Annotated in this window: 22 protein-coding genes; 7 read left to right on the forward strand and 15 right to left on the reverse strand. The window is 72.3% G+C overall.

Annotated elements, in window-relative coordinates:
• Position 1: 1 nt before the first annotated feature.
• Positions 2-670 (reverse strand): HAD family hydrolase, encoded by a 669-nt coding sequence (locus tag ACZ68P_RS25325; protein ID WP_471009906.1) that lies wholly within the window; start codon positions 668-670, stop codon positions 2-4.
• Between the two features lie 55 nt (positions 671-725).
• On the opposite strand from ACZ68P_RS25325, the gene ACZ68P_RS25330 reads away from it, so the two are divergent.
• A complete protein-coding gene (locus ACZ68P_RS25330; RefSeq protein WP_471009907.1) occupies positions 726-995 on the forward strand; it encodes an STAS domain-containing protein in 270 nt (89 codons plus the stop codon).
• Positions 996-1034: 39 nt separating this feature from the next.
• Here ACZ68P_RS25330 and ACZ68P_RS25335 read toward each other — a convergent pair whose 3' ends face one another.
• The 3 genes from ACZ68P_RS25335 to ACZ68P_RS25345 all read right to left on the reverse strand — a co-directional run bounded on the left by ACZ68P_RS25335 (position 1035) and on the right by ACZ68P_RS25345 (position 4142).
• Positions 1035-2012 carry a sigma-70 family RNA polymerase sigma factor gene (locus tag ACZ68P_RS25335; RefSeq protein ID WP_471009909.1) on the reverse strand — a complete coding sequence of 326 codons (978 nt, stop codon included), beginning with the start codon at positions 2010-2012 and terminating at the stop codon, positions 1035-1037.
• Between the two features lie 81 nt (positions 2013-2093).
• Positions 2094-2789, reverse strand: a complete 696-nt coding sequence (locus tag ACZ68P_RS25340; protein ID WP_471009912.1) for a L,D-transpeptidase family protein — start codon at positions 2787-2789, stop codon at positions 2094-2096.
• A gap of 78 nt (positions 2790-2867) precedes the next feature.
• The gene (locus tag ACZ68P_RS25345; RefSeq protein ID WP_471009914.1) at positions 2868-4142 is read right to left on the reverse strand and encodes an MFS transporter; all 1275 of its coding nucleotides are present in this window, start codon (positions 4140-4142) and stop codon (positions 2868-2870) included.
• Between the two features lie 62 nt (positions 4143-4204).
• Between ACZ68P_RS25345 and ACZ68P_RS25350 the strand changes: the two genes are divergently transcribed.
• Complete coding sequence (locus tag ACZ68P_RS25350; protein WP_471009916.1) at positions 4205-5176, forward strand: LysR family transcriptional regulator; 972 nt, start codon at positions 4205-4207, stop codon at positions 5174-5176.
• Between the two features lie 41 nt (positions 5177-5217).
• Here ACZ68P_RS25350 and ACZ68P_RS25355 read toward each other — a convergent pair whose 3' ends face one another.
• Entirely contained in the window at positions 5218-5997 is a 780-nt protein-coding gene (locus ACZ68P_RS25355) for an alpha/beta fold hydrolase (RefSeq protein WP_471009918.1), read from the reverse strand.
• 129 nt (positions 5998-6126) lie between these two features.
• Here ACZ68P_RS25355 and ACZ68P_RS25360 point away from each other — a divergent pair, with 129 nt between their 5' ends.
• Together ACZ68P_RS25360 and ACZ68P_RS25365 are read left to right on the forward strand one after the other, a co-directional pair.
• Entirely contained in the window at positions 6127-7281 is a 1155-nt protein-coding gene (locus ACZ68P_RS25360; protein ID WP_471009920.1) for an adenosine deaminase, read from the forward strand.
• A gap of 162 nt (positions 7282-7443) precedes the next feature.
• Positions 7444-7809, forward strand: coding sequence for a hypothetical protein (locus ACZ68P_RS25365; RefSeq protein WP_471009922.1), 366 nt, complete (start codon positions 7444-7446; stop codon positions 7807-7809).
• Between the two features lie 80 nt (positions 7810-7889).
• Here ACZ68P_RS25365 and ACZ68P_RS25370 read toward each other — a convergent pair whose 3' ends face one another.
• The 5 genes from ACZ68P_RS25370 to afsQ1 all read right to left on the reverse strand — a co-directional run bounded on the left by ACZ68P_RS25370 (position 7890) and on the right by afsQ1 (position 11724).
• On the reverse strand, positions 7890-8090 hold the full coding sequence (locus tag ACZ68P_RS25370; RefSeq protein WP_471009924.1) for a PspC domain-containing protein: 201 nt from the start codon (positions 8088-8090) through the stop codon (positions 7890-7892).
• Between the two features lie 92 nt (positions 8091-8182).
• Positions 8183-8731: a VanZ family protein gene (locus tag ACZ68P_RS25375; protein WP_471009927.1), complete on the reverse strand. Its 549-nt coding sequence runs from the start codon at positions 8729-8731 to the stop codon at positions 8183-8185.
• 196 nt (positions 8732-8927) lie between these two features.
• Positions 8928-9569 carry a hypothetical protein gene (locus tag ACZ68P_RS25380; RefSeq protein ID WP_471009930.1) on the reverse strand — a complete coding sequence of 214 codons (642 nt, stop codon included), beginning with the start codon at positions 9567-9569 and terminating at the stop codon, positions 8928-8930.
• Entirely contained in the window at positions 9566-11038 is a 1473-nt protein-coding gene (locus ACZ68P_RS25385; protein ID WP_471010167.1) for an ATP-binding protein, read from the reverse strand. Before ACZ68P_RS25385 ends, ACZ68P_RS25380 begins: the two co-directional genes overlap by 4 nt.
• Before the next feature lie 8 nt (positions 11039-11046).
• Positions 11047-11724, reverse strand: coding sequence for a two-component system response regulator AfsQ1 (gene afsQ1 / locus ACZ68P_RS25390; RefSeq protein ID WP_175439295.1), 678 nt, complete (start codon positions 11722-11724; stop codon positions 11047-11049).
• 159 nt (positions 11725-11883) lie between these two features.
• Here afsQ1 and ACZ68P_RS25395 point away from each other — a divergent pair, with 159 nt between their 5' ends.
• Positions 11884-12606, forward strand: coding sequence for a SigE family RNA polymerase sigma factor (locus tag ACZ68P_RS25395; protein ID WP_471009932.1), 723 nt, complete (start codon positions 11884-11886; stop codon positions 12604-12606).
• Positions 12607-12734: 128 nt separating this feature from the next.
• On the opposite strand, the gene ACZ68P_RS25400 is transcribed toward ACZ68P_RS25395, so the two are convergent.
• Positions 12735-13364, reverse strand: a complete 630-nt coding sequence (locus ACZ68P_RS25400) for a uridine kinase family protein (RefSeq protein ID WP_471009934.1) — start codon at positions 13362-13364, stop codon at positions 12735-12737.
• Positions 13365-13481: 117 nt separating this feature from the next.
• On the opposite strand from ACZ68P_RS25400, the gene ACZ68P_RS25405 reads away from it, so the two are divergent.
• Positions 13482-13880, forward strand: a complete 399-nt coding sequence (locus ACZ68P_RS25405) for a hypothetical protein (protein WP_471009937.1) — start codon at positions 13482-13484, stop codon at positions 13878-13880.
• 13 nt (positions 13881-13893) lie between these two features.
• Here the strand turns inward: ACZ68P_RS25405 and ACZ68P_RS25410 are convergent, their stop codons facing one another.
• The 4 genes from ACZ68P_RS25410 to deoC form a co-directional block, all read right to left on the reverse strand.
• Complete coding sequence (locus ACZ68P_RS25410; protein WP_471009939.1) at positions 13894-15315, reverse strand: TerD family protein; 1422 nt, start codon at positions 15313-15315, stop codon at positions 13894-13896.
• A gap of 76 nt (positions 15316-15391) precedes the next feature.
• Positions 15392-16282 carry an aldehyde dehydrogenase family protein gene (locus ACZ68P_RS25415; protein WP_471009942.1) on the reverse strand — a complete coding sequence of 297 codons (891 nt, stop codon included), beginning with the start codon at positions 16280-16282 and terminating at the stop codon, positions 15392-15394.
• Positions 16275-17711, reverse strand: coding sequence for an aldehyde dehydrogenase family protein (locus ACZ68P_RS25420; protein ID WP_471009945.1), 1437 nt, complete (start codon positions 17709-17711; stop codon positions 16275-16277). Before ACZ68P_RS25420 ends, ACZ68P_RS25415 begins: the two co-directional genes overlap by 8 nt.
• 6 nt (positions 17712-17717) lie before the next feature.
• Positions 17718-18677 carry a deoxyribose-phosphate aldolase gene (gene deoC, locus ACZ68P_RS25425; RefSeq protein ID WP_471009946.1) on the reverse strand — a complete coding sequence of 320 codons (960 nt, stop codon included), beginning with the start codon at positions 18675-18677 and terminating at the stop codon, positions 17718-17720.
• 332 nt (positions 18678-19009) lie between these two features.
• Here deoC and ACZ68P_RS25430 point away from each other — a divergent pair, with 332 nt between their 5' ends.
• Positions 19010-19642 carry a PH domain-containing protein gene (locus ACZ68P_RS25430; protein WP_471009948.1) on the forward strand — a complete coding sequence of 211 codons (633 nt, stop codon included), beginning with the start codon at positions 19010-19012 and terminating at the stop codon, positions 19640-19642.
• Positions 19643-19702: the final 60 nt, after the last annotated feature.

The following is a 19702-nucleotide window of genomic DNA, read 5'->3' on the forward strand; positions in this document are numbered from 1 at the left end:
CTCACACCAGCGGCTCACCCAGGAGCTTCGGCAGCTCCCGCATGTCGTCGAAGACCAGCGTCCGGGGCCCCATCAGGCGGTCCGCGCGGGTCAGGCCCCCGCAGTAGCCGAACGCCCGCATGCCCGCCGCGCGGGCCGCCGCCACGCCGTACGGGCTGTCCTCGACCACCGCGCAGCGCTCCGGCGGGACGCCCATCGTGGCCGCCGCGTGCAGGAAGAGGTCCGGCGCGGGCTTGCCCCTGGCGACGTCGCGGGCGCTGAACATCCGGCCCTCGAAGCGATCCAGCAGTCCGGTCCGGGTCAGGTTGCGGTGGATCGTGGAGTGGCTGCCGTTCGACGCCAGACAGAACGGGACGTCCAGCGCGTCGAGCGCGTCCGTGACGCCCTCGACCACCCTCAGCTCCGCGTCCAACGCCCGGTCGTACAGCGGCCGGTAGGCATGGTGCCAGTCGGGCTCCAGAGTCCGGCCGAGGCGCTCCTCCAGGATCTTCGTGAGCGTTTCGCTCGACGAGCCCACGAAGTGGTCGACGATCTCCGTCTCGCTGAACTCCGCGCCCAGCGACGCGAAGACCTCGCGGTCGATACGGCAGTAGATCCGTTCACTGTCCACCAGGACGCCGTCACAGTCGAAGATCACGAGCTCGACCGGGCCCTCAGGATGACGAGTCATGCCGCGGAGCCTAAGGCGTCCGATGAGTTCCGGCCGTGACGGGGGTCTCCCTGATGTGGACACCAGTCGACCGCTCGTTCTGACCTTCGCCGCCCGGGCGACCTCCGAGGAGGTGGCCCGGCTGTGCGCCGTGCTCGAAGCCGTGCCGCCCACCGACGTCCGCTGCGAGATCGGCGCGCTCACGCACGCCGATCTCGCCGTCGTCGACGCCCTCGCCCGGCTGCGGCTCCACGCCGGGCGTCTCGGTCACCGGCTCGTCTTCCGCGGGGCCCGGGCCGAACTGCGGCTCCTCCTCGACCTCGTCGGGCTCGCCGACGTCGTATGACGACGCCCGAGAGAACCGCCAGGATCCCGCCCGGGCCGGCTACGCCTCCAGGCGCTCCGGCATGTCGAAGAGCGGGAACCACCGCTTCGTGTCCAGGAAGAAGTCCATGCCGGCGACCTTGCCGTCGTGGATGTCGAGGACGATCAGCGCCCACGGGCTGTATCCGCCCTCCGGGTCCGGGTGGTACTGCGCGAACGCCGGCGACCCGTTCGCCACGGTCGGGACCAGCTTCGATCCCGAGCAGACCTCGCCGACGCCCAGCATCCAGCCCACGATGTCGTCGTGACCCCGCAGCCAGAGGTCGTACGGCGGCATGGACATCGTCGCGTCCTCGTGCAGGAGCGCGGTCAGCGCCTTCATGTCGTACCCCTCGAAGGCGGCGACATAGCGCTCCAGGAGCTCCTTCTGCTCCTCGTCGAGCCGGTCGGCGGTGTCCGAGGCGGCCGGCCCGTGCTCGGCGAGCGTCGCCCGCGCCCGCTGGAGCGCGCTGTTGACCGACGCGACCGTGGTGGACAGCAGCTCGGCCACCTCGCTCGCCTTCCAGGACAGCACCTCGCGCAGGATCAGCACCGCCCGCTGCTTCGGCGGCAGATGCTGCAGGGCGGCGACGAACGCGAGCCGCACCGTCTCCCGGGACACCGCCGTGTCCGCCGGGTCGGCGACCGACGGCAGCACCCGGCCGTCCGGCACCGGCTCCAGCCAGGTGATCTCCGGCCGCGCGGTCAGCTGCGCCTGGGCGACCGGCGTGGCGGCGGTCAGGTCCATCGGCCGGGCGCGCTTGTTGCCGGCGCTGAGCGAGTCCAGGCAGACGTTGGTCGCGATCCGGTACAGCCAGGAGCGCAGCGACGAGCGCCCCTCGAAGGAGTCGATGGACCGCCAGGCGCGGACCATCGTGTCCTGCACGGCGTCCTCCGCCTCGAAGGCCGAACCGAGCATCCGGTAGCAGTAGCCGGTCAGCTCGGTGCGGTACTTCTCCAGCCGGGAGTCCAGGTCGTCGGTCGTTGCCGTATCGCTCATCGGGTCCACCCCACTCGCCCCTCACCGGCACCAACGCGATGCCGGTGAGGGGAAGTTACCGCAGCCCACTGACAGCGGGGGTCAGGTTCCCGGCTTGCGCCCGTAGACGTGGACGTCGTCACCGTTCCTGAGCAGGTTCCAGTACGCCTTCGCGTCGGCCGGACGCATGTTGACGCAGCCGGCCGAGCCCGGCGGGTTCCACATGGACTTGGTGACGGAGTGGAAGGCCTGGCCGCCGTCGAAGAACTGCGCGTACGGCATCGAGACGTTGTAGAGCGTCGACCAGTGGTTGATGTTCCGCCAGTAGATCTTCTTGGAGCCGGTCCGGGTCTCCGCGCCGTTCCGGCCCGTCCGCACCGGGACCGGGCCGTACTTCAGACGCGCGCCGTCCTGGATCCAGCTCAGCTGGCGGGTCAGGTCCACACAGGCGATCCGGCCGCGGTTGGTGGGGCACTTCCCGGCCTTGTTCGGGTTGGTGCCGGCCCACTTCTGCGTGTACATCGTGTACATCGTGTGCCAGGTCAGCGGGCCCGCGTACCCGAGCGTCGGCGTGATGCCGTGCTTGCGCTGGAACGCCTGTATGGCCAGACAGTCCGCGCTCGACTGGCGGCCGTCCACCGGACGGCCGAGGAACTGCTCGACCTGCTTCTGGTACGGCCCCGTCGTCGCGCTGCACGAGGCCGCCTGGGCCGGCGCGGCGCCGAGGGCGACCGTCAACGGCACCACCATCGAGGTGATGCCGAGGACGATCCCGGTCCGCTTGCGTATGGCTCCCATGATCACCATCTCCCCCTTCGTTTCCTATGCCGTAGGACGAACGGAGAGCCGTGGCGGTTGTACGGGAACGGCGAGGATTCAGGCGGCGGTACGGACCTGGAAGCGGTTCGCCTCGGCCCGCGCCGAGACCCGCGCGCTGTGGCTTCCGTACAGGGTGATCGACACGACGCCGAGGACCGCGACCAGGCCGAGCAGGACGGTGCCGGACCAGCCGCCCGCGTGGAAGGCGATCGCGCCGAGCGTGCCGCCCACGCTGCTCCCGACGTAGTACGCCGACTGGTAGAGCGCCGAGGCCTGCGCGCGGCCGGTCTTCGCCGTGCGGCTCACCGACGAGGAGGCGACCGCGTGGCCGGCGAAGAAGCCGGCGGTGATCAGGACCAGGCCGAGCAGGACGGCGCCGAGCGCGGCGGAGAGGGAGAGCAGCAGCCCGGCCGCGGTCGTGCCGACGGCCAGGTAGAGCGCCCCGCGCCGGCCCGTGCGGGCCACCAGCTTGCCGGCGGCGGCCGAGGAGACCGTACCCACGAGGTAGATCAGGAAGATCGAGCCGATCACGCCCTGCGGGAGCGAGAAGGGGGCCTCGGCCAGGCGGTAGCCGATCACGGTGTAGACCGCGCCGAACACCGTCATGAACAGGGCGCCGATCGCGTACAGCCGCATCAGCAGCGGGTCGGAGAGGTGCGTGCGGACCGTCCCGGCCAGCGCGCGGGGGTCGAGCGAACCGGGCGTGAAGTGCCGGGCCTTCGGGATCAGCAGGCGGAAGACGACCGCGCACACCGCCGCCATGAGACCGACCGCGAGGAGTCCCGCGCGCCAGCCCCACATCTGCGCCACCCAGCCGGTGACGATCCGGCCGCTCATCCCGCCGATGGAGTTGCCCGCGACGAACAGGCCGATCGCGGCGATCAGCGCCTTCGGCCGCACCTCCTCGGCCAGGAACGCCATGGCCGAGGCCGGCAGGCCCGCGAGGGCCGCGCCCTGGACGGCGCGCAGGGCGACCAGCCATTCCAGGTTCGGGGCGAACGGGACGAGCAGTCCGACGGCCACCGCGACCACGAGCGAGGCGGTCATCAGCGTGCGCCGCCCGAAACGCTCGGAGAGGGCGCTCATCGGGAGCACGAGGAGGGCGAGGGCGCCGGTGGCGGCGGAGACGGTCCAGGAGGCGGCGGACGCCGTGGCACCGAACTCGGCCGAAATGGCGGGGAGGAGGGCCTGGGTGGAGTAGAGGAGCGCGAAGGCGGCGAGTCCGGCGGCGAAGAGGGCGAAGCTCATACGGCGGTAGCCGGGGGCACCGGGGGAGAGGCGGGTGTCGGCGGCCGTGCTGGTGGCGGCCGCCTTGGTACTGGCGGAAGGCATACCTCGAACGTAGGGCGCGAAGGCTGATGCGTCCAATGCATGGAACTGCTGTAATCGTTCCCATGGTGCATGAGTACAGGTCACAGGGTCGGCTGTCACCGAGCAGTTACGAAGAAGACATGGGGCTGCTGCTAGCGCCCCGCCTCGCGTACTTCGCCGCGGTGGCCCGGCACGAGCACGTGACCAGGGCGGCGGCCGAGATGGGGGTGCCGCAGTCGACGCTCTCGCGGGCGATGGTCCGCCTCGAACAGGACCTGGGGGTCGCGCTCTTCGCCCGCAAGGGCCGTACGGTCTCCCTCACCCCGGCCGGCCGGACGTTCCTCGCCTCGGCGGAGCGGGCGCTCGCCGAAGTGGAGCGGGCGGCGGACTCGGTACGCGCGGACGCCGACCCCACCGCGGGGCGCGTCGCCTTCGGCTTCCTCCACACCATGGGGTCGGAGACCGTGCCGGGGCTGATCCGGGCCTTCCGCGTCGACCACCCCAAGGTCCGGTTCACCCTGGTCCAGAACTACGGCGAGGCGATGATCGAACGCCTGCGGGCCGGAGACCTGGACCTGTGCCTGACCTCACCGGTGCCGAACGCGCCCGACCTGGTCGCCCGCCGGATCGACGAACAGCGCCTGCGCCTGGTGGTGCCCGACGACCACCGCCTGGCCTCCCGCAAGCGCGTCCGCCTCGCGGAGGCCGCCGACGAGACCTTCGTGACCCTGGAGCCCGGCTACGGTCTGCGCCGCATCACCGACAACCTCTGCGCCGAGGCGGGGTTCACGCCCCGCATCGCCTTCGAGGGCGAGGAGACCGAGACCCTGCGCGGCCTGGTCGCGGCCGGTCTCGGCGTCGCCCTGCTGCCCCCGCCGGCCGTCCCCCGCCCGGGCGTCGTCGAGCTCACCGTCACGGCCCCGCGCGCCGTCCGGGAGATCGGCGTCGCCTGGCTGGACGGGCACCCGGACACCGCGCCCGTGGCCGCCTTCAAGAAGTTCCTGCTGAGCAAGCGGGGCCGGCTGCTCCCGGAGGGGCGGCCCCTCCCGGAGTGACCGGCTCTCCGGGAGTACCGGCAGGACCGGTCAGCGGCCGGTCACGACCTCAGCGAGCGGCCGAAGCCCGCCGCCAGCGGCATCCGCAGACCCAGCGGCGGCGGCGCCGCCAGCGCGTCGGCGAGCGGGCGGGCGAACGGCCGGGAGAAGAGGGAACCGAGCACGAAGTCGCAGGCCAGGGCGCGGACCTCGGCGCCGTACTGGCGCAGCGCGTGGCCGTCGGAGTGGACCTCGAAGCGGCAGGTGTCGCGGTTGGACTTCTTCGCCCGCTCGGCGAGCCGGTACGACAGCTCGGGATCCGTCCGCGCGTCGTTCGTGCCGTGCACGACGAGCACCCTGCGGCCCACCAACTGCCGCACCGGCTCCGGTTCCGCCGCCACGTCGTCCTCCGGGAGCCAGGGCGCCAGCGCCAGGACGCAGTCGACCGCCGTGTGCCCGGCCGCCCGCAGCGCCGCCCGGGCGCCCATCCCGTGCCCGGCCAGACAGACGGGGACGTCGCCGTAGCGCCGTACCGCCTCCGTCACCGCCCAGGTCGCGTCCGCCGCCAGTTGCCCGTCGGTGCCGTTCCAGCCGCGCCCCCGGTAGCGCACCACGTGCGCCACCAGCCCTTCCTCGCGCCCGGCCGCCGCCAGCCGCCGGGCCAGCGGCAGCGCGGCCAGGTGGGTGCGGACCGAGGCGCGCCGCCCCGACGCCACCTCGCCGTCGGGAAGGAGCAGGACCACACCGCCCACCGCCGTGAGCGGGAGCGATGCGCCGACCGGCCGTCCGAGCCGGGGTGCCCGGCTGCCGACGGCGGTCCCTACGAGTGCGGAGTGCGCCATGGCAGAACAGTCTCAGAAGTGGAGGTGTACGCCATCCGTACGCGCGGTCACTGTTACGTATCGACGCGAGCGCGTCGACAGGCGCGCGGACAGGGCGCGCTCTACGCGCGTAGGGGCTAGAGTGCCGCAATGACGAGCCAGACCCGCAACCTCCCCACCAAGGACCAGATCCGCCGGGCCCCGAAGGTGCTCCTGCACGACCACCTCGACGGTGGACTGCGCCCCGGCACGATCATCGACCTCGCCGCCGCCCAGGGCTATGACGGCCTTCCCGAGAACGAGCCCGACAAGCTCGGCATCTGGTTCCGCGAAGCCGCCGACTCCGGTTCGCTGGAGCGCTATCTGGAGACCTTCGCGCACACCTGCGCCGTCATGCAGACCCGCGAGGCGCTCGTGCGCGTCGCCGCGGAGTGCGCCGTGGACCTCGCCGAGGACGGTGTCGTCTACGCCGAGGTGCGGTACGCGCCCGAGCAGCACCTGGAGGCCGGCCTCAGCCTCGAAGAGGTCGTCGAGGCCGTCAACGAGGGCTTCCGCGAAGGCGAGCGCCAGGCGCGGGCGAACGGCCACCGCATCCGCGTCGGCGCCCTGCTGACCGCCATGCGGCACGCCGCCCGCGCCCTGGAGATCGCCGAACTGGCCAACCGCTACCGCGACTCAGGCGTCGTCGGCTTCGACATCGCGGGCGCCGAGGCCGGTTTCCCGCCCACCCGTCACCTCGACGCCTTCGAGTACCTGAAGCGCGAGAACAACCACTTCACCATCCACGCGGGCGAGGCCTTCGGCCTGCCGTCCATCTGGCAGGCGCTCCAGTGGTGCGGCGCCGACCGGCTGGGCCACGGCGTCCGGATCATCGACGACATCGAGGTCTCCGACGACGGCTCGGTGACGCTCGGGCGGCTCGCGGCGTACGTCCGCGACAAGCGCGTCCCGCTGGAGATGTGCCCGACCTCCAACCTCCAGACCGGCGCGGCCTCCTCCATCGCCGAGCACCCGATCGGCCTGCTCCGCAAGCTGCACTTCCGGGCCACCGTCAACACCGACAACCGGCTGATGAGCGGGACGAGCATGAGCCGCGAATTCGAGCTGTTGATCGAAGCATTCGCCTACACGCTCGACGACATGGCCTGGTTCACTGTCAATGCGATGAAATCAGCGTTCATTCCTTTCGATGAACGGCTCGCGATGATCAACGACGTTATCAAGCCGGGTTATGCCGAGCTGAAGTCCGAATGGCTGTTCCAGCAGACCGCCGCGACCAGCGAGTCTTCCCGCCAGAGCGACTGACGGGCGGCCGGGAAAAAGGCCTGAAGTGGCCGGGTGACACGATCCCGGCCGCTTTTCGGTGTTTGCGGGAGCGTTCATTGCTGGCTAGTTTGCAAAGCCGCCCCGCATTCCCCGAATTCCTGCTTTCCCGCAGCTCCAAGATCCTCAGAGGATGATTTTCTGATGAAGCAGTCTGCCGCCAAGAAGCTCGGTGTCGCCGCTCTCGGTGCCGCCTTCGCCGCTGCCGCCGCCGGCACGGCCACCGCGGCCCCCGCCGCGCCCGCCGCCCCCGAGGTGCTCGGCCTGGTCACCCAGACCGTGCCGCTGGGCGACGGTCTCACCGAGCTCCCCGACGGCGCGTCCGAGTCCCTCTCCGGCGCCGAGGGTGCCCTGGGCACCAGCGTCGACCAGGGCGCCAAGACCCTCCCGGCCGCGGCCGGCCAGGCCACCCAGGGCGTGCCGATCGAGGGTGCGACCAGCGCGCTCGGCGGCAGTGCCGTCACCGGCCTGCTCGGCGGCCTGCCGCTCAACGGCCTGCCGCTCGGCTGACCCACCGCGTACGCGCCGATGGGGCGCCCACCCGTACCGGGTGGGCGCCCCATCGGCGTTCGCGTGCCGTCGGCCGGCCTCTACCAGGCCGTGCCCGCCGGCTTCTCCGTCGGCAGGAACAGCCACAGCGCCAGGTAGACCAGGAACTGCGGGCCGGGCAGCAGGCAGGAGGCGAGGAAGATGACCCGCATGGTGGTGGCCGAGGTGCCGAAGCGCCGTGCCAGCGCTGCGCACACTCCGCCGATCATGCGTCCGTCACGGGGGCGGGCAAGTGCGGCCATGGTGGGCTCCTTCGAGAGGCGTGGCCCGGGAGCCGCTTCCTCGGGCTCCCGGTGACTCCATACTCGTCCCCCGCGGGGGACAAAGCGTCGGTCTACGGGGCGATCCCGACCCTGGGAATCGTCGGGGTCGTTCCCTGACCGCCCTCGTCCCGGGACAGGGACGAACCCCTGCGGGCCGTCCTCCCCGAGGAGGACCGGCCCCGCCCGGCGTTCTCCCTGCGGCGCAGCCGCGCCCGCCCGGCGGGCACCACGAGCAGATGTGCCAGCGCGACCCCGACGCTGTTGAGCAGCACCGAGTCGACGTCCACGACCTGGCCCGGCACGGCGGTCTGGAGCAGCTCCACGGCGAGGGAGACCAGCACCCCGGCCGCGACCGTACGGGCCAGCGACGCCCACGGCGAGACGTACAGCCGCCCGTCGGCCATCGGGAGCAGGACCCCCAGCGGCGCCAGGAGCAGCAGTCCCTCGCCGATGCGACGGGCCGCCTCGGCCGGGCCGAGCGCCAGGTCCGCCTCGAGACCCGCCAGCGGAGTCAGGTTCGGCGCCGTCACCCAGGCGACGTCGAGTGGGCGCAGCGACACCCAGGCGACGAGCAGCAGATGCGTGAGGAGGAGGGCGAACCCCGCCCTACGTACGACCACGGCGGCGCTGCCGCTCGAACCTTGACGCTGCACGCCCCCCAAGACGCGCTTCGAGCCGGGATCGGTTCCGCCGCCCCACAGAACGCCGCGTTCCCTCCGGCCCCCCGACGCCGCACGGAGACCGTCGCGCCGCCGGGTCGCGGCAAAGCCGCGTGTCGCCGGGGCCGTGACGGAGAGCGGCGCGGGGCCGCCGGTTTCAGGAGGCCGTCGGTGTCGGCAGGCCCGCCGTCGGGGCCGCCGACTCCGGCCGCTCCCTCAGCTCGGTGGTGCAGCGGTAGCGGCGCGGGGGGTAGGCGCCCGGGCCGCCGAGGACGACCGCGTCCGCGCCCGCCCCCGCCGCGCTGGGCGCGAAGGTGCACACGATCTGCGACAGCGCCGTCGGCGCCAGGTCCTCCGGCTGCCTGCTGAGCCGCAGCGTGCCCGCCGGATCGCCCGGATGCCCGCCGGAGACGACCAGCGGCCCCTTCACGGCCGTGGTGAACCCGGCCTGGCGCTCGCTCCGCGAGGGCTCCGTGCCCAACTGCGTGAGGAGGACCGACGCCGTGCGCACCGGGTCCCCGCCGGCCTTCTCCTCCGGCAGCGGCGAGCGGCGCTCCACCGCCTCCAGCTGAGAACCGCACACCAGGAAGACCCGGACCGGGACGCCCGGCGGCTGCGCGGACACGTCCTCGTCCTCGATGCTGCACGGCACCCGCGAAGGAGCGTGGCCCGCGTCCACGGGCACGGACGTCGTCCTGATCCCGCACCCCGAGAGCAGCACCGTCAGCGCGGCGACGACGGCCGCGCCGGCGCCCACCGCGGTACGGCGCCCCGTTCCCGTACGACGAAGCCGGCTCACCGCTCCCCACCTTCCCCGGGCTCCCCCTGGTCCGGCAGCCGCAGCACGAACACCGCGCCGTCACCGTCCGGGGAGTTGGCCGCGGTGATCGAACCACCGTGGATCAGCGCGTTCTCCATCGCGATCGACAGGCCGAGACCGCTGCCCTCCGACCGCGGCCGGGACGCGCTCGCCTTGTAGAACCGGTCGAAGACGTGCGGAAGGACCTCCTCCGGGATGCCAGGCCCGTGGTCCCGCACCTCGATGACGAGTGCGTCGTCCTCCGTACGGATGGCCACCCGCACCGGCGACCCACCGTGCTTGAGCGCGTTGCCGATCAGGTTCGCCAGGATCACGTCGAGCCGGCGCGGGTCGAGACGCGCCATGATGCCCCGCTCGGCGTCGAGCTCCACCGCGTCCAGCCAGGCCCGCGCGTCGATGCACGCGGTGACCTGGTCGGCGACGTCGACGTCGTCCAGGACGAGCCGGGCCGTGCCCGCGTCGAAGCGGGTCACCTCCATCAGGTTCTCCACCAGGTCGTTGAGCCGGTGCGTCTCGCTGACCACCAGCGCCACGGCCGGCGCGATCATCGGGTCCAGGGTGTCCTGCTCGTCCTCCAGGACCTCCGTCACGGCGGTCAGCGCGGTCAGCGGGGTGCGCAGCTCGTGCGACATGTCGGCGACGAACCGCCGGCTGGACTCCTCCCGCGCGCTCATGTCCGCGACCTGTTTCTGCAGGGACTCGGCCGCGCTGTTGAACGTCCGTGACAGCTCGGCCAGTTCGTCCGTCCCCGAGACCCGCAGCCGGGTGTCGAGCTTCCCCTCGCCCAGCTGCCGGGCCGCCTCGCCGAGCCGGTGCACCGGCCGCAGCACGGTCGTGGCGGCGGCCTGCGCGAGGAGCGCGGAACCGATCAGGGCGAGCGTGGTCGCGATGCCCAGCGACCAGGCGAGCGAGTTCAGGTCGGCCCGTTCGGCCTCGAGCGACTTGAACATGTAGCCGGTCGGGCCGCCGCCGTCGACCTTCGCCCCGCCCACCAGGTACGGCGTCCCGCCGCGCTGGGTGCGCTGCCAGAACAGGTGGTAGGGATAGGGGTTGGTGTCCGTGACGGGCCGCCGCTTCTCCACCTGTTCGCGCAGCGCGGCCGGCACGTCCGCGAGCGTGAACGTGTCCGGGTCGGAGGCCCCGATGATCGGCTTGCCCTCGTCCCGCTCCCCGAGCAGCAGCACGCTGTACCCGGAGCTGCCGCTCGCCATCTGCTCCGCGGCGCCCCGCAGTTCCTCCTCGGTGGGACGCAGCGGCAGGGTCGCGGCCCGGTTCTGCATCTCCTGCCGGAAGTCGTTCAGGGCCCCGTCCTGGGTGCGGGTGAGGACCGCCTCACGGTTCAGCCAGTACGCGATGCCGGACGCGGACACGGCGGCGGTGAGCGCCACCAGGGCGAAGACGACGACCAGACGCAGCCGCAGGCTGGTGAAGCGCAGGCCCGCGAACATCCCCTTTCTCACGCAGGGACGTCCAGTCGGTAGCCGACGCCCCGCACGGTACGGATCAGGGTGGGGGAGGACGGCACGTCCTCTACCTTGGCGCGCAGCCGCTGGACGCAGGCGTCGACCAGCCGCGAGTCGCCCAGGTAGTCGTGCTCCCACACCAGGCGCAGCAACTGCTGGCGGGACAGGGCCTGACCCGGCCGCCGGCTCAGCTCCAGGAGGAGCCGCAGCTCGGTCGGCGTGAGCTGCAGGTCCTCCCCGTTCTTCGTCACGGTCATAGCCGAGCGGTCGATGACGAGCGAGCCGAACGTCGCCGAGTCGGTGGACTCCCGCTCGCCGCGCCGCAGCACGGCACGGATCCGGGCGTCCAGGACCCGCCCCTGCACCGGCTTGACGACATAGTCGTCCGCCCCGGACTCGAGGCCGACGACCACGTCGATGTCGTCGCTGCGCGCGGTCAGCAGGATGATCGGCAACTGGTCGGTGCGCCGGATGCGCCGGCACACCTCGAAGCCGTCGATCCCGGGCAGCATCACGTCCAGCACGACCAGGTCGGGCCGCTGCTCACGGAGCAGCTTCAGGCCGTCCTCGCCCGTCGCCGCGGTGGCCACTCGGTGGCCCTGGCGTGACAGGGAGAGCTCAAGGGCCGTGCGGATGGCGTCGTCGTCCTCGATCAGCAACAGGAAAGGCACGGCGCCATTCTGTCCCATGCGGCCCTCGGAGTTCGACTGTGCGGCGCCACCAGCCCCTGTGACACGGCTGTGACAGTCGACGGACACCGCGATGAAGTGGGCGGGGCAAGCTTCTTGGCACACGGACCGAAGCTGACTCCAACCGACGGGGGGCGTGAGATGAACGCACTGCACAGCACCACCTCAAGCGCAGTTGTCACGCGTCTCCACGACGTCGTACGGAGCACGGAGAAGTCCGGCGCGGTGAACGGGCGGGGGTGCGTTCGCAGTGCCGGGCGTCAGCACAAGGCGCCGTACATGGTCGCCGTGGCTGACGGGGGAGCGGCGTACGGGGAGGGCACGGGGGAGCGCGAGTCCCTGTCGGAGGCGGAGTTCACCGCCTACGTCCAGGAGCGCCGGGCCTCCCTGTACGCCACCGCCTACCACCTGACCGGGGACCGTTACGAGGCCGAGGACCTGCTGCAGAGCGCGCTGTTCTCGACCTACCGCGCCTGGGAGCGGATCAGCGACAAGGCGGCGGTCGGCGGCTATCTGCGCCGCACCATGACGAACCTGCACATCAGCGCCTGGCGCCGTCGCAAGCTCAACGAGTACCCGACCGAGGAGCTGCCGGAGACGGCGGGCGACACGGACGCGATGCGCGGGACCGAGCTGCGGGCGGTGCTGTGGCAGGCCCTGGCCCGGCTGCCCGAGCTCCAGCGCACGATGCTGGTCCTGCGCTACTACGAGGGCCGTACGGATCCGGAGATCGCGGAGATCCTGGACATCAGTGTCGGCACGGTGAAGTCGAGCATCTGGCGCTCCCTGCGCCGGCTGCGCGAGGACGAGGTCCTCAGCTTCGGCCGTGACGAGGAAGAATCCTTCGGCGAGCTGGTGGCCTGAAGGTACGGGGGGAACACGGGGGGACCGTACGGGGGTACGGGGGAAAAGGCGCGGGTCGGACAAGCCGGGGGGGCTTGTACGGCCCGCGTCGCGTTGTGCCGCGTCGTCGTCCCGCGTGGCGGTGTCCGCTACCGGGAGGCCGGGGTGCGGTGCCGGCCGGCCGCGGCGGCGGCGAGGCGGCCCAGGGCCTCCTGCTTGGCGCAGGGGTGGGCACCCAGGGCGGTCTGGCGGGCCACGATGGAGCGTTCGGCGCGCATCAGGCGCCAGCCGCGGCGCAGCAGGAACGGGACCGACTTGCGGCCCTCCCGCAGATCCCGCACGAGCCGGCGGCGGAACGTCGTCGAGGGGCGGCCCCGCAGACACAGCGCGTCGGCGAGCACACCCAGTTCCTCGCAGCGCGTCACGATCTCCGCGGCGAAGATGCCCTCGGCCACGAAGAGCGGCGTCCGCTCGATGTCCAGCCGCTCCCGGTCCACGCGGGAACTGGTGGCGAGGTCGTAGACGGGGACGTCCGTCCGGCCCGTACGGCACAGATCCACGATCGCCGCGACGGCGGCGTCCGCGTCCCAGGACAGCGGTGAGTCCCAGTCGATGTCGGCGCTCCCCGCGACCAGCGGCAGTGTCGGGTCGTCGCCTTCCTTGTAGAAGTCGTCGAGGCGCAGGACGGGAAGGCCGGCGACGGCGGCGAGGGACGACTTGCCGGAGCCGGAAGGGCCCGCGAGCAGGACGACACGGGTCGGGATCGATGGGGAACTCACGAGACACCAGTGTGAGGCATCCCCCGGGGGAGCGGACCCATCCGGAAGCCGTTGGTATGAGCATCACACCCCCACTACGCTCGGTGCCTTCGTGATCACCCGAAGCCGGAGGCTCCCATGGCGCGTCACGCAAGATCCGCGACTCCCCGTCGCGGTGGACCGGCGAAGGCCGGGCTGACCGTGATGGCCGCGGGGGCCGCGGTCCTCGGACTCGGCGCCGCCGCGCACGCGTCGGCCCCGGCGCCGTTGCCGCTCGACACGCTCGTCGGCTCCGACACGGCCACCGCCGGCGCGGGTGTCCTCGGCGCCGTCGGGCACGGCGTCGACCCCCTGACGGAGCTTCGGCTCCATCCGCTGGCCGGCACCGGCGTCGATCCGCTCGACAACGGCGTCGGCACCCAGGTCGCCGACTTCAAGCCGGTCGGCACCCACCTCGTCACCGACCACCTCACGAAGGGCGGCGCCGTCGCGGACCTGCCGGTGGCGGGTCCGCTGACGCAGGGGACGCTCCCGTAACGAAGGGGCGGGCTCAGCCGCGGGCGCGGCGCAGCCAGCCCAGTGCCCTGCGGGGCCCGGGCAGCTTCGCCGGGACGTTCTCGCCGCCGCTGTGCGGCTGCACGTCCTTCAGGCGCGCGCTCCAGGGGCCCTCGCCCATGGACACCTGGACGAGGAGCGGGCCCTCCGGCAGCGGCACGGTGTCCCGGCGTCCGCCGATCTCGTTGATGACGGAGCTTCCGGACCTCGGAAGCGTGGTGGGGTCCGTGTGCCCCGCCAGTCTGTAGAGGTAGACGACGAAATTGCCGTCGCCGCGGTAGTGGAAGGCGGCGTCGGCCGTCCCTCCGGTGTGGAGCAGGAGGTCGGGGCCCCAGGACTCCAGGCGGCCCTCCGTCAGACGCCGGGCCTCCGCCAGCGGGAGGATCCGCATCTCCCAGGAGCCGCTCGCCTTCAGGCGCAGGCGCAGGCGCCCGTGCCCGGGGACGGAGGCGAGCACCCGGCCCCGGAAGCCCTTCTCCGTGGTGTTGACGAGGGAAGTCCCGGTGGCGTTGGAGTCGTCGAGGGGCCACAGGGCTTGGTGTCCTTCGCCCTTCAGCGTCAGTTCCACCATGAGGGGGCCGGGCGGCAGATCCTTCTCGGTGATCACGTCGCTGTCCCGGCCGGTGACGGTGCGCGGCTTGAAGACGGGCCCGCACGTCCAGACCGACGGGTCGGGCCGAGGCCCGGGCGGGGGAGGCGTCGTCCGGGGCGCCGACGCCCGGGCCTGGGCCCGCTCCGCGGCCAGGGCCCGGATCTGGTCCGGGGTCATGTCGAGGATCTGGTCCCGGGTCAGGCGCAGACCCTGCGCCTGACCCGGGGACGGTGCCTGGTCCTGAGCTTGGGACGGTGCGGGGACCTGAGACGGCTCCTGGGCCTGGGCGGCGGGCGGGGCCGGGGCCTGGTGGGGGGCCTCCTGCGGTTCCTCGCTCACGTCCACCCCGTGGTCCGCCGCCAGGCCGGTCAGCCCGTCGACGTACCCCTGGCCCACCGCGCGGAACTTCCAGCCGCCCGAGCGGCGGTACAGCTCCGCGAGGACCATCGCCGTCTCGTCGCCCGCGTCGGTCACCTCGTACGACACGACGGCCGTCCCGTCGGACCCGGACACCTCCACGGAGAGCCCGCGCGCGTCCCGCAGGGCGCCCTCCTCCGTCGACACGACGAGGAGCACGCGGGCCACGGCCTCCTCGACGCCCGCGAGGTCGGCGTCGAGTGACACCGTGCCGTCCTGGCCCTCGGCGAGCCGTACCGCGCCCGACGCGTGGACGGGCGCGCCGGGGAAGACGATGTCGGCGTCCCCCCGGACCCTGCCCGTCTCCGTCACGAGCAGCGCCGCGACGTCCACCCCGCTTCGGACGGCGACGCGCAGCGCGGCTGTCGGGACGAAGGCGTTGTCTCCCTTGATCAATTGCCTCAGCATGACTGGATCATGGGTTCGGTCACGGGCAAGCGCAAGGCCCCCGGGTGCGAACACCCGGGGGCCTCGGCCGGTGGAGCTAGTAGGCGGAGCCGCTCGCGCCCAGCGAACCCGTCGGGTGCCAGACGGTCTTGGTCTCCAGGAAGGCGGTCAGGCGCTCCGTCCCCTGCGGTGCCGTGAAGTCCACGGCGCGAGGGCGCAGGACGCGCTTGAGGTTGTCCGCCGCCGCGATCTCCAGCTCGCGCGCGAGATCCGCGTCCGCGCCCGTCAGGTCGATCGCGTTGACGTCCTGGTGCGCCGCCAGGTGCGGGCCCATCTCCGCGGCCTTGCCGGAGAGGATGTTGACGACACCGCCCGGCAGGTCGGACGTGGCGAGCACCTCGCCCAGGGACAGGGCCGGCAGCGGAGCCTTCTCGCTCGCGATCACGACGGCCGTGTTGCCGGTCGCGATCACCGGGGCGACCACCGACACCAGGCCGAGGAACGACGACTCCTGAGGCGCCACGACGGTGACGACACCGGTGGGCTCCGGGGTGGAGAGGTTGAAGTACGGCCCCGCGACCGGGTTCGCCCCGCCCACGATCTGGCCGATCTTGTCGGTCCAGCCGGCGTACCAGACCCAGCGGTCCACGGCCGCCTCGACGACCTCCGCGGCCTTGGACTTCGACAGGCCCTCGGCGTGCGCCACCTCGTGCACGAACTGGCTCTTGCGGCCCTCCAGCATCTCGGCGACGCGGTAGAGGACCTGGCCGCGGTTGTACGCCGTCGCGCCCGACCAGCCGCCGAACGCCTTGCGCGCCGCGACGACCGCGTCACGGGCGTCCTTGCGGGAGGAGAGCGGCGCGTTGGCCAGCCACTTGCCCTTGTGGTCCTGCACTTCGTACACCCGGCCGCTCTCGCTGCGGGGGAACTTGCCCCCGACGTACAGCTTGTAGGTCTTGAAGACGCTCAGACGGTTCTGCTCAGACATCGAGGTACGCCTCCAGGCCGTGGCGGCCGCCCTCGCGGCCGAAGCCCGACTCCTTGTAGCCGCCGAAGGGCGAGGTCGGGTCGAACTTGTTGAACGTGTTGGCCCAGACGACACCGGCCCGGAGCTTGCCGGCCACGGCCAGGATCCGCGACCCCTTCTCCGTCCAGATGCCGGCGGACAGGCCGTACTGGCTGTTGTTGGCCTTGGCGACCGCCTCGTCCGGCGTACGGAACGTCAGCACGGAGAGGACAGGGCCGAAGATCTCGTCCCGGGCGATGGTGTGCGCCTGCGTGACGTTCGTGAACAGCGTCGGGGCGAACCAGTAGCCGGACGTGGGGAGTTCGCAGGCCGGCGACCAGCGCTCGGCGCCTTCCGCCTCGCCCTTCTCCACCAGCGTGGTGATCCGGGACAGCTGCTCGGCGGAGTTGATCGCGCCGATGTCGGTGTTCTTGTCCAGCGGGTCGCCCAGCCGCAGCGTCGACAGGCGCCGCTTGAGCGCGTCGAGCAGCTCGTCCTGGATCGACTCCTGGACCAGCAGACGCGAACCCGCGCAGCAGACCTGGCCCTGGTTGAAGAAGATGCCGGTGACGATGCCCTCGACGGCCTGGTCGATCGGCGCGTCGTCGAAGACGATGTTCGCGCCCTTGCCGCCCAGCTCCAGCGTCAGCTTCTTGCGCGTGCCGGCGACCGAGCGGGCGATGGACTTGCCGACCGCAGTGGAGCCGGTGAAGGCCACCTTGTTCACGTCCGGGTGCTCGACGAGCGCGGCGCCGGTGTCCCCGTAGCCGGGGAGGATGTTGACGACGCCCTTGGGCAGCCCGGCCTGACGGCAGATGTCCGCGAAGAACAGGGCGGACAGCGGGGTGGTCTCGGCGGGCTTCAGCACGACGGTGTTGCCGGTCGCCAGCGCCGGGGCGATCTTCCACGCCAGCATCAGCAGCGGGAAGTTCCACGGGATGACCTGGCCGGCCACGCCCAGCGGCCGCGGGTTCGCGCCGTATCCGGCGTGGTCGAGCTTGTCGGCCCAGCCGGCGTAGTAGAAGAAGTGAGCGGCGACGAGCGGGAGGTCCGCGTCGCGCGTCTCCTTGATCGGCTTGCCGTTGTCCAGGGTCTCCAGGACGGCCAGCTCGCGGCTGCGCTCCTGGATGATCCGGGCGATGCGGAAGAGGTACTTGGCGCGCTCGGAGCCGGGCAGCGCCGACCACTTCTCGAACGCCTTCCGTGCCGCCTTCACCGCGCGGTCGACGTCCTCGGCACCCGCCCGGGCGACCTCGGCGAGGACCTCCTCGGAGGAGGGCGAGACGGTCTTGAAGACCTTGCCGTCGGCCGCGTCGACGAACTCGCCGTCGATGAACAGGCCGTACGACGGAGCGATGTCGACGACCGAGCGTGACTCGGGCGCCGGTGCGTACTCGAATACAGATGCCATGATCGATCAGTCCACCGTGACGTAGTCGGGGCCGGAGTAGCGGCCGGTCGCCAGCTTCTGACGCTGCATGAGCAGGTCGTTGAGCAGGCTGGAGGCACCGAAGCGGAACCAGTGGTTGTCCAGCCAGTCCGACCCCACGGTCTCGTTGACCAGGACCAGGAACTTGACGGCTTCCTTGGTGTTGCGGATGCCGCCGGCCGGCTTCACGCCGATCTGGACGCCGGTCTGCGCGCGGAAGTCGCGCACCGCCTCCAGCATCAGCAGCGTGTTGGCCGGGGTGGCGTTGACCGCGACCTTGCCGGTCGAGGTCTTGATGAAGTCGGCGCCGGCCATCATCCCGAGCCAGGAGGCGCGGCGGATGTTGTCGTACGTGGACAGCTCGCCGGTCTCGAAGATCACCTTGAGGCGGGCGCGGTCGCCGCACTCGGCCTTGATCGCGGCGATCTGCTCGAAGACCTGCAGATAGCGGCCGGCGAGGAAGGCGCCACGGTCGATGACCATGTCGATCTCGTCGGCGCCGGCGGCGATCGCGTCGGCGGTGTCCGCGAGCTTCACGGGGAGCGCGGCGCGCCCGGCCGGGAAGGCCGTGGCCACGGAGGCGACCTTGACGTCGGAACCCGCGACGGCGGCCTTGGCGGTGGCCACCATGTCGGGGTAGACGCAGACCGCGGCGGTCGTCGGGGTCGTACGGTCGGACGGATCGGGATTGACGGCCTTGGCGGCGAGCGCCCGGACCTTGCCCGGGGTGTCCGCGCCTTCGAGCGTCGTCAGGTCGATCATCGAGATGGCCAGGTCGATGGCGTAGGCCTTGGCCGTGGTCTTGATCGAGCGGGTGCCGAGGGACGCGGCGCGCGCCTCCAGGCCGACGGCGTCGACGCCGGGCAGCCCGTGGAGGAAGCGGCGCAGCGCACTGTCGGACGCGGTCACGTCGGCGAAAGCGTGTGCTGCAGATGCAGTGGTGGGCATGGTCACCAGTCGAGCATATCTACGCGCGTAGCGACCTGTACAGGCCCGCCCTTGCTCCGGCCGCGAACGTTCCAGGTCGGCACGGGCCGACGTGACGGCTGTCACAGTCATCCTCGCCCGCGGTCGAACAGGGCCGTCGCCTCGGCGCGGGCACCGCTGTCGAGCGGCCGACGGGCCCCGGGGGCCGGAGCCGAGTTCGGGGACGTGGACAGCCGGCGCCCGCGGGGTCGGACCGGTCCACGGCCACCGCCCCGACCACATCGTGCTCTACGCCGACCTGGTCGACCGAGCCGCCTGAGCCGGGCGAGGGGCGCTGAGGCAGAATCGGCGGTATGACGAGCCCCCAGCCGCCCGCCGAGCCGGCCTACGCCGACCGCGTCTTCCGTTCGCCCTTCGGGATCGCGGGCGGTGTCCTGCTGCTCGGCCTCGCCGCCTGGTTCTGCGGCGACGCGATCGTCCGGGGCGAGGGCCGCACGCCGTGGGTGGCGCTGGCGGCGCTGGTCTTCCTCGTCCCGCTCGTCGTGGCCTTCACCATCCGGCCCGCCGTCTACGCGAACGAGGACCGGCTCCGCATCCGCAACCCGTTCCGCTCCATCACGCTGCCCTGGGCCGCCGTCGCCGACGTCCGCGCCGGGTACTCCAGCGAGGCCCTCACCCGGGAGGGGACGAAGTACCAGCTCTGGGCCATCCCGGTCTCGCTGCGCCAGCGCAAGCGCGCCGCGCGCCGCCAGACCCGCGCCGCCCAGGACGACCCGCACGGCCGCACGTCCGTCCACGCCGACGTGAACGACGCCTCCCGGCTCGCCCCCGCCGACCAGACGGTCGCCGACCTCCGCGACCTCGCGGAGCGCTACGCCTCCCGCCCGGGCGCCCAGGGCGAGCCGCGGATCCGGTGGGCGTACGAGATCATCGCGCCGACGGCCGCCGGTCTGCTGCTGCTCGTGATCCTGCTCGCCACGGGCTGAGGCGCCCCGCACGGCGGAGGGCCGGGTACGCACCCACGGGTGCGCACCCGGCCCTCGGCG

Source organism: Streptomyces sp. NPDC036822, assembly GCF_055609145.1.

Bases quoted from the DNA above. Each gene is read 5' to 3' on its own strand.
- ACZ68P_RS25385 (WP_471010167.1), bottom strand. From the start codon at position 11,038: ATGTTCGCGGGCCTGCGCTTCACCAGCCTGCGGCTGCGTCTGGTCGTC.
- ACZ68P_RS25365 (WP_471009922.1), top strand. From the start codon at position 7,444: ATGAAGCAGTCTGCCGCCAAGAAGCTCGGTGTCGCCGCTCTCGGTGCC.
- ACZ68P_RS25355 (WP_471009918.1), bottom strand. From the start codon at position 5,997: ATGGCGCACTCCGCACTCGTAGGGACCGCCGTCGGCAGCCGGGCACCC.
- ACZ68P_RS25350 (WP_471009916.1), top strand. From the start codon at position 4,205: ATGGTGCATGAGTACAGGTCACAGGGTCGGCTGTCACCGAGCAGTTAC.
- ACZ68P_RS25360 (WP_471009920.1), top strand. From the start codon at position 6,127: ATGACGAGCCAGACCCGCAACCTCCCCACCAAGGACCAGATCCGCCGG.
- ACZ68P_RS25370 (WP_471009924.1), bottom strand. From the start codon at position 8,090: ATGGCCGCACTTGCCCGCCCCCGTGACGGACGCATGATCGGCGGAGTG.
- ACZ68P_RS25340 (WP_471009912.1), bottom strand. From the start codon at position 2,789: ATGGGAGCCATACGCAAGCGGACCGGGATCGTCCTCGGCATCACCTCG.
- ACZ68P_RS25420 (WP_471009945.1), bottom strand. From the start codon at position 17,711: ATGGCATCTGTATTCGAGTACGCACCGGCGCCCGAGTCACGCTCGGTC.
- ACZ68P_RS25325 (WP_471009906.1), bottom strand. From the start codon at position 670: ATGACTCGTCATCCTGAGGGCCCGGTCGAGCTCGTGATCTTCGACTGT.
- ACZ68P_RS25430 (WP_471009948.1), top strand. From the start codon at position 19,010: ATGACGAGCCCCCAGCCGCCCGCCGAGCCGGCCTACGCCGACCGCGTC.
- ACZ68P_RS25415 (WP_471009942.1), bottom strand. From the start codon at position 16,282: ATGTCTGAGCAGAACCGTCTGAGCGTCTTCAAGACCTACAAGCTGTAC.
- ACZ68P_RS25410 (WP_471009939.1), bottom strand. From the start codon at position 15,315: ATGCTGAGGCAATTGATCAAGGGAGACAACGCCTTCGTCCCGACAGCC.
- ACZ68P_RS25395 (WP_471009932.1), top strand. From the start codon at position 11,884: ATGAACGCACTGCACAGCACCACCTCAAGCGCAGTTGTCACGCGTCTC.
- deoC (WP_471009946.1), bottom strand. From the start codon at position 18,677: ATGCCCACCACTGCATCTGCAGCACACGCTTTCGCCGACGTGACCGCG.
- ACZ68P_RS25405 (WP_471009937.1), top strand. From the start codon at position 13,482: ATGGCGCGTCACGCAAGATCCGCGACTCCCCGTCGCGGTGGACCGGCG.
- ACZ68P_RS25335 (WP_471009909.1), bottom strand. From the start codon at position 2,012: ATGAGCGATACGGCAACGACCGACGACCTGGACTCCCGGCTGGAGAAG.
- ACZ68P_RS25345 (WP_471009914.1), bottom strand. From the start codon at position 4,142: ATGCCTTCCGCCAGTACCAAGGCGGCCGCCACCAGCACGGCCGCCGAC.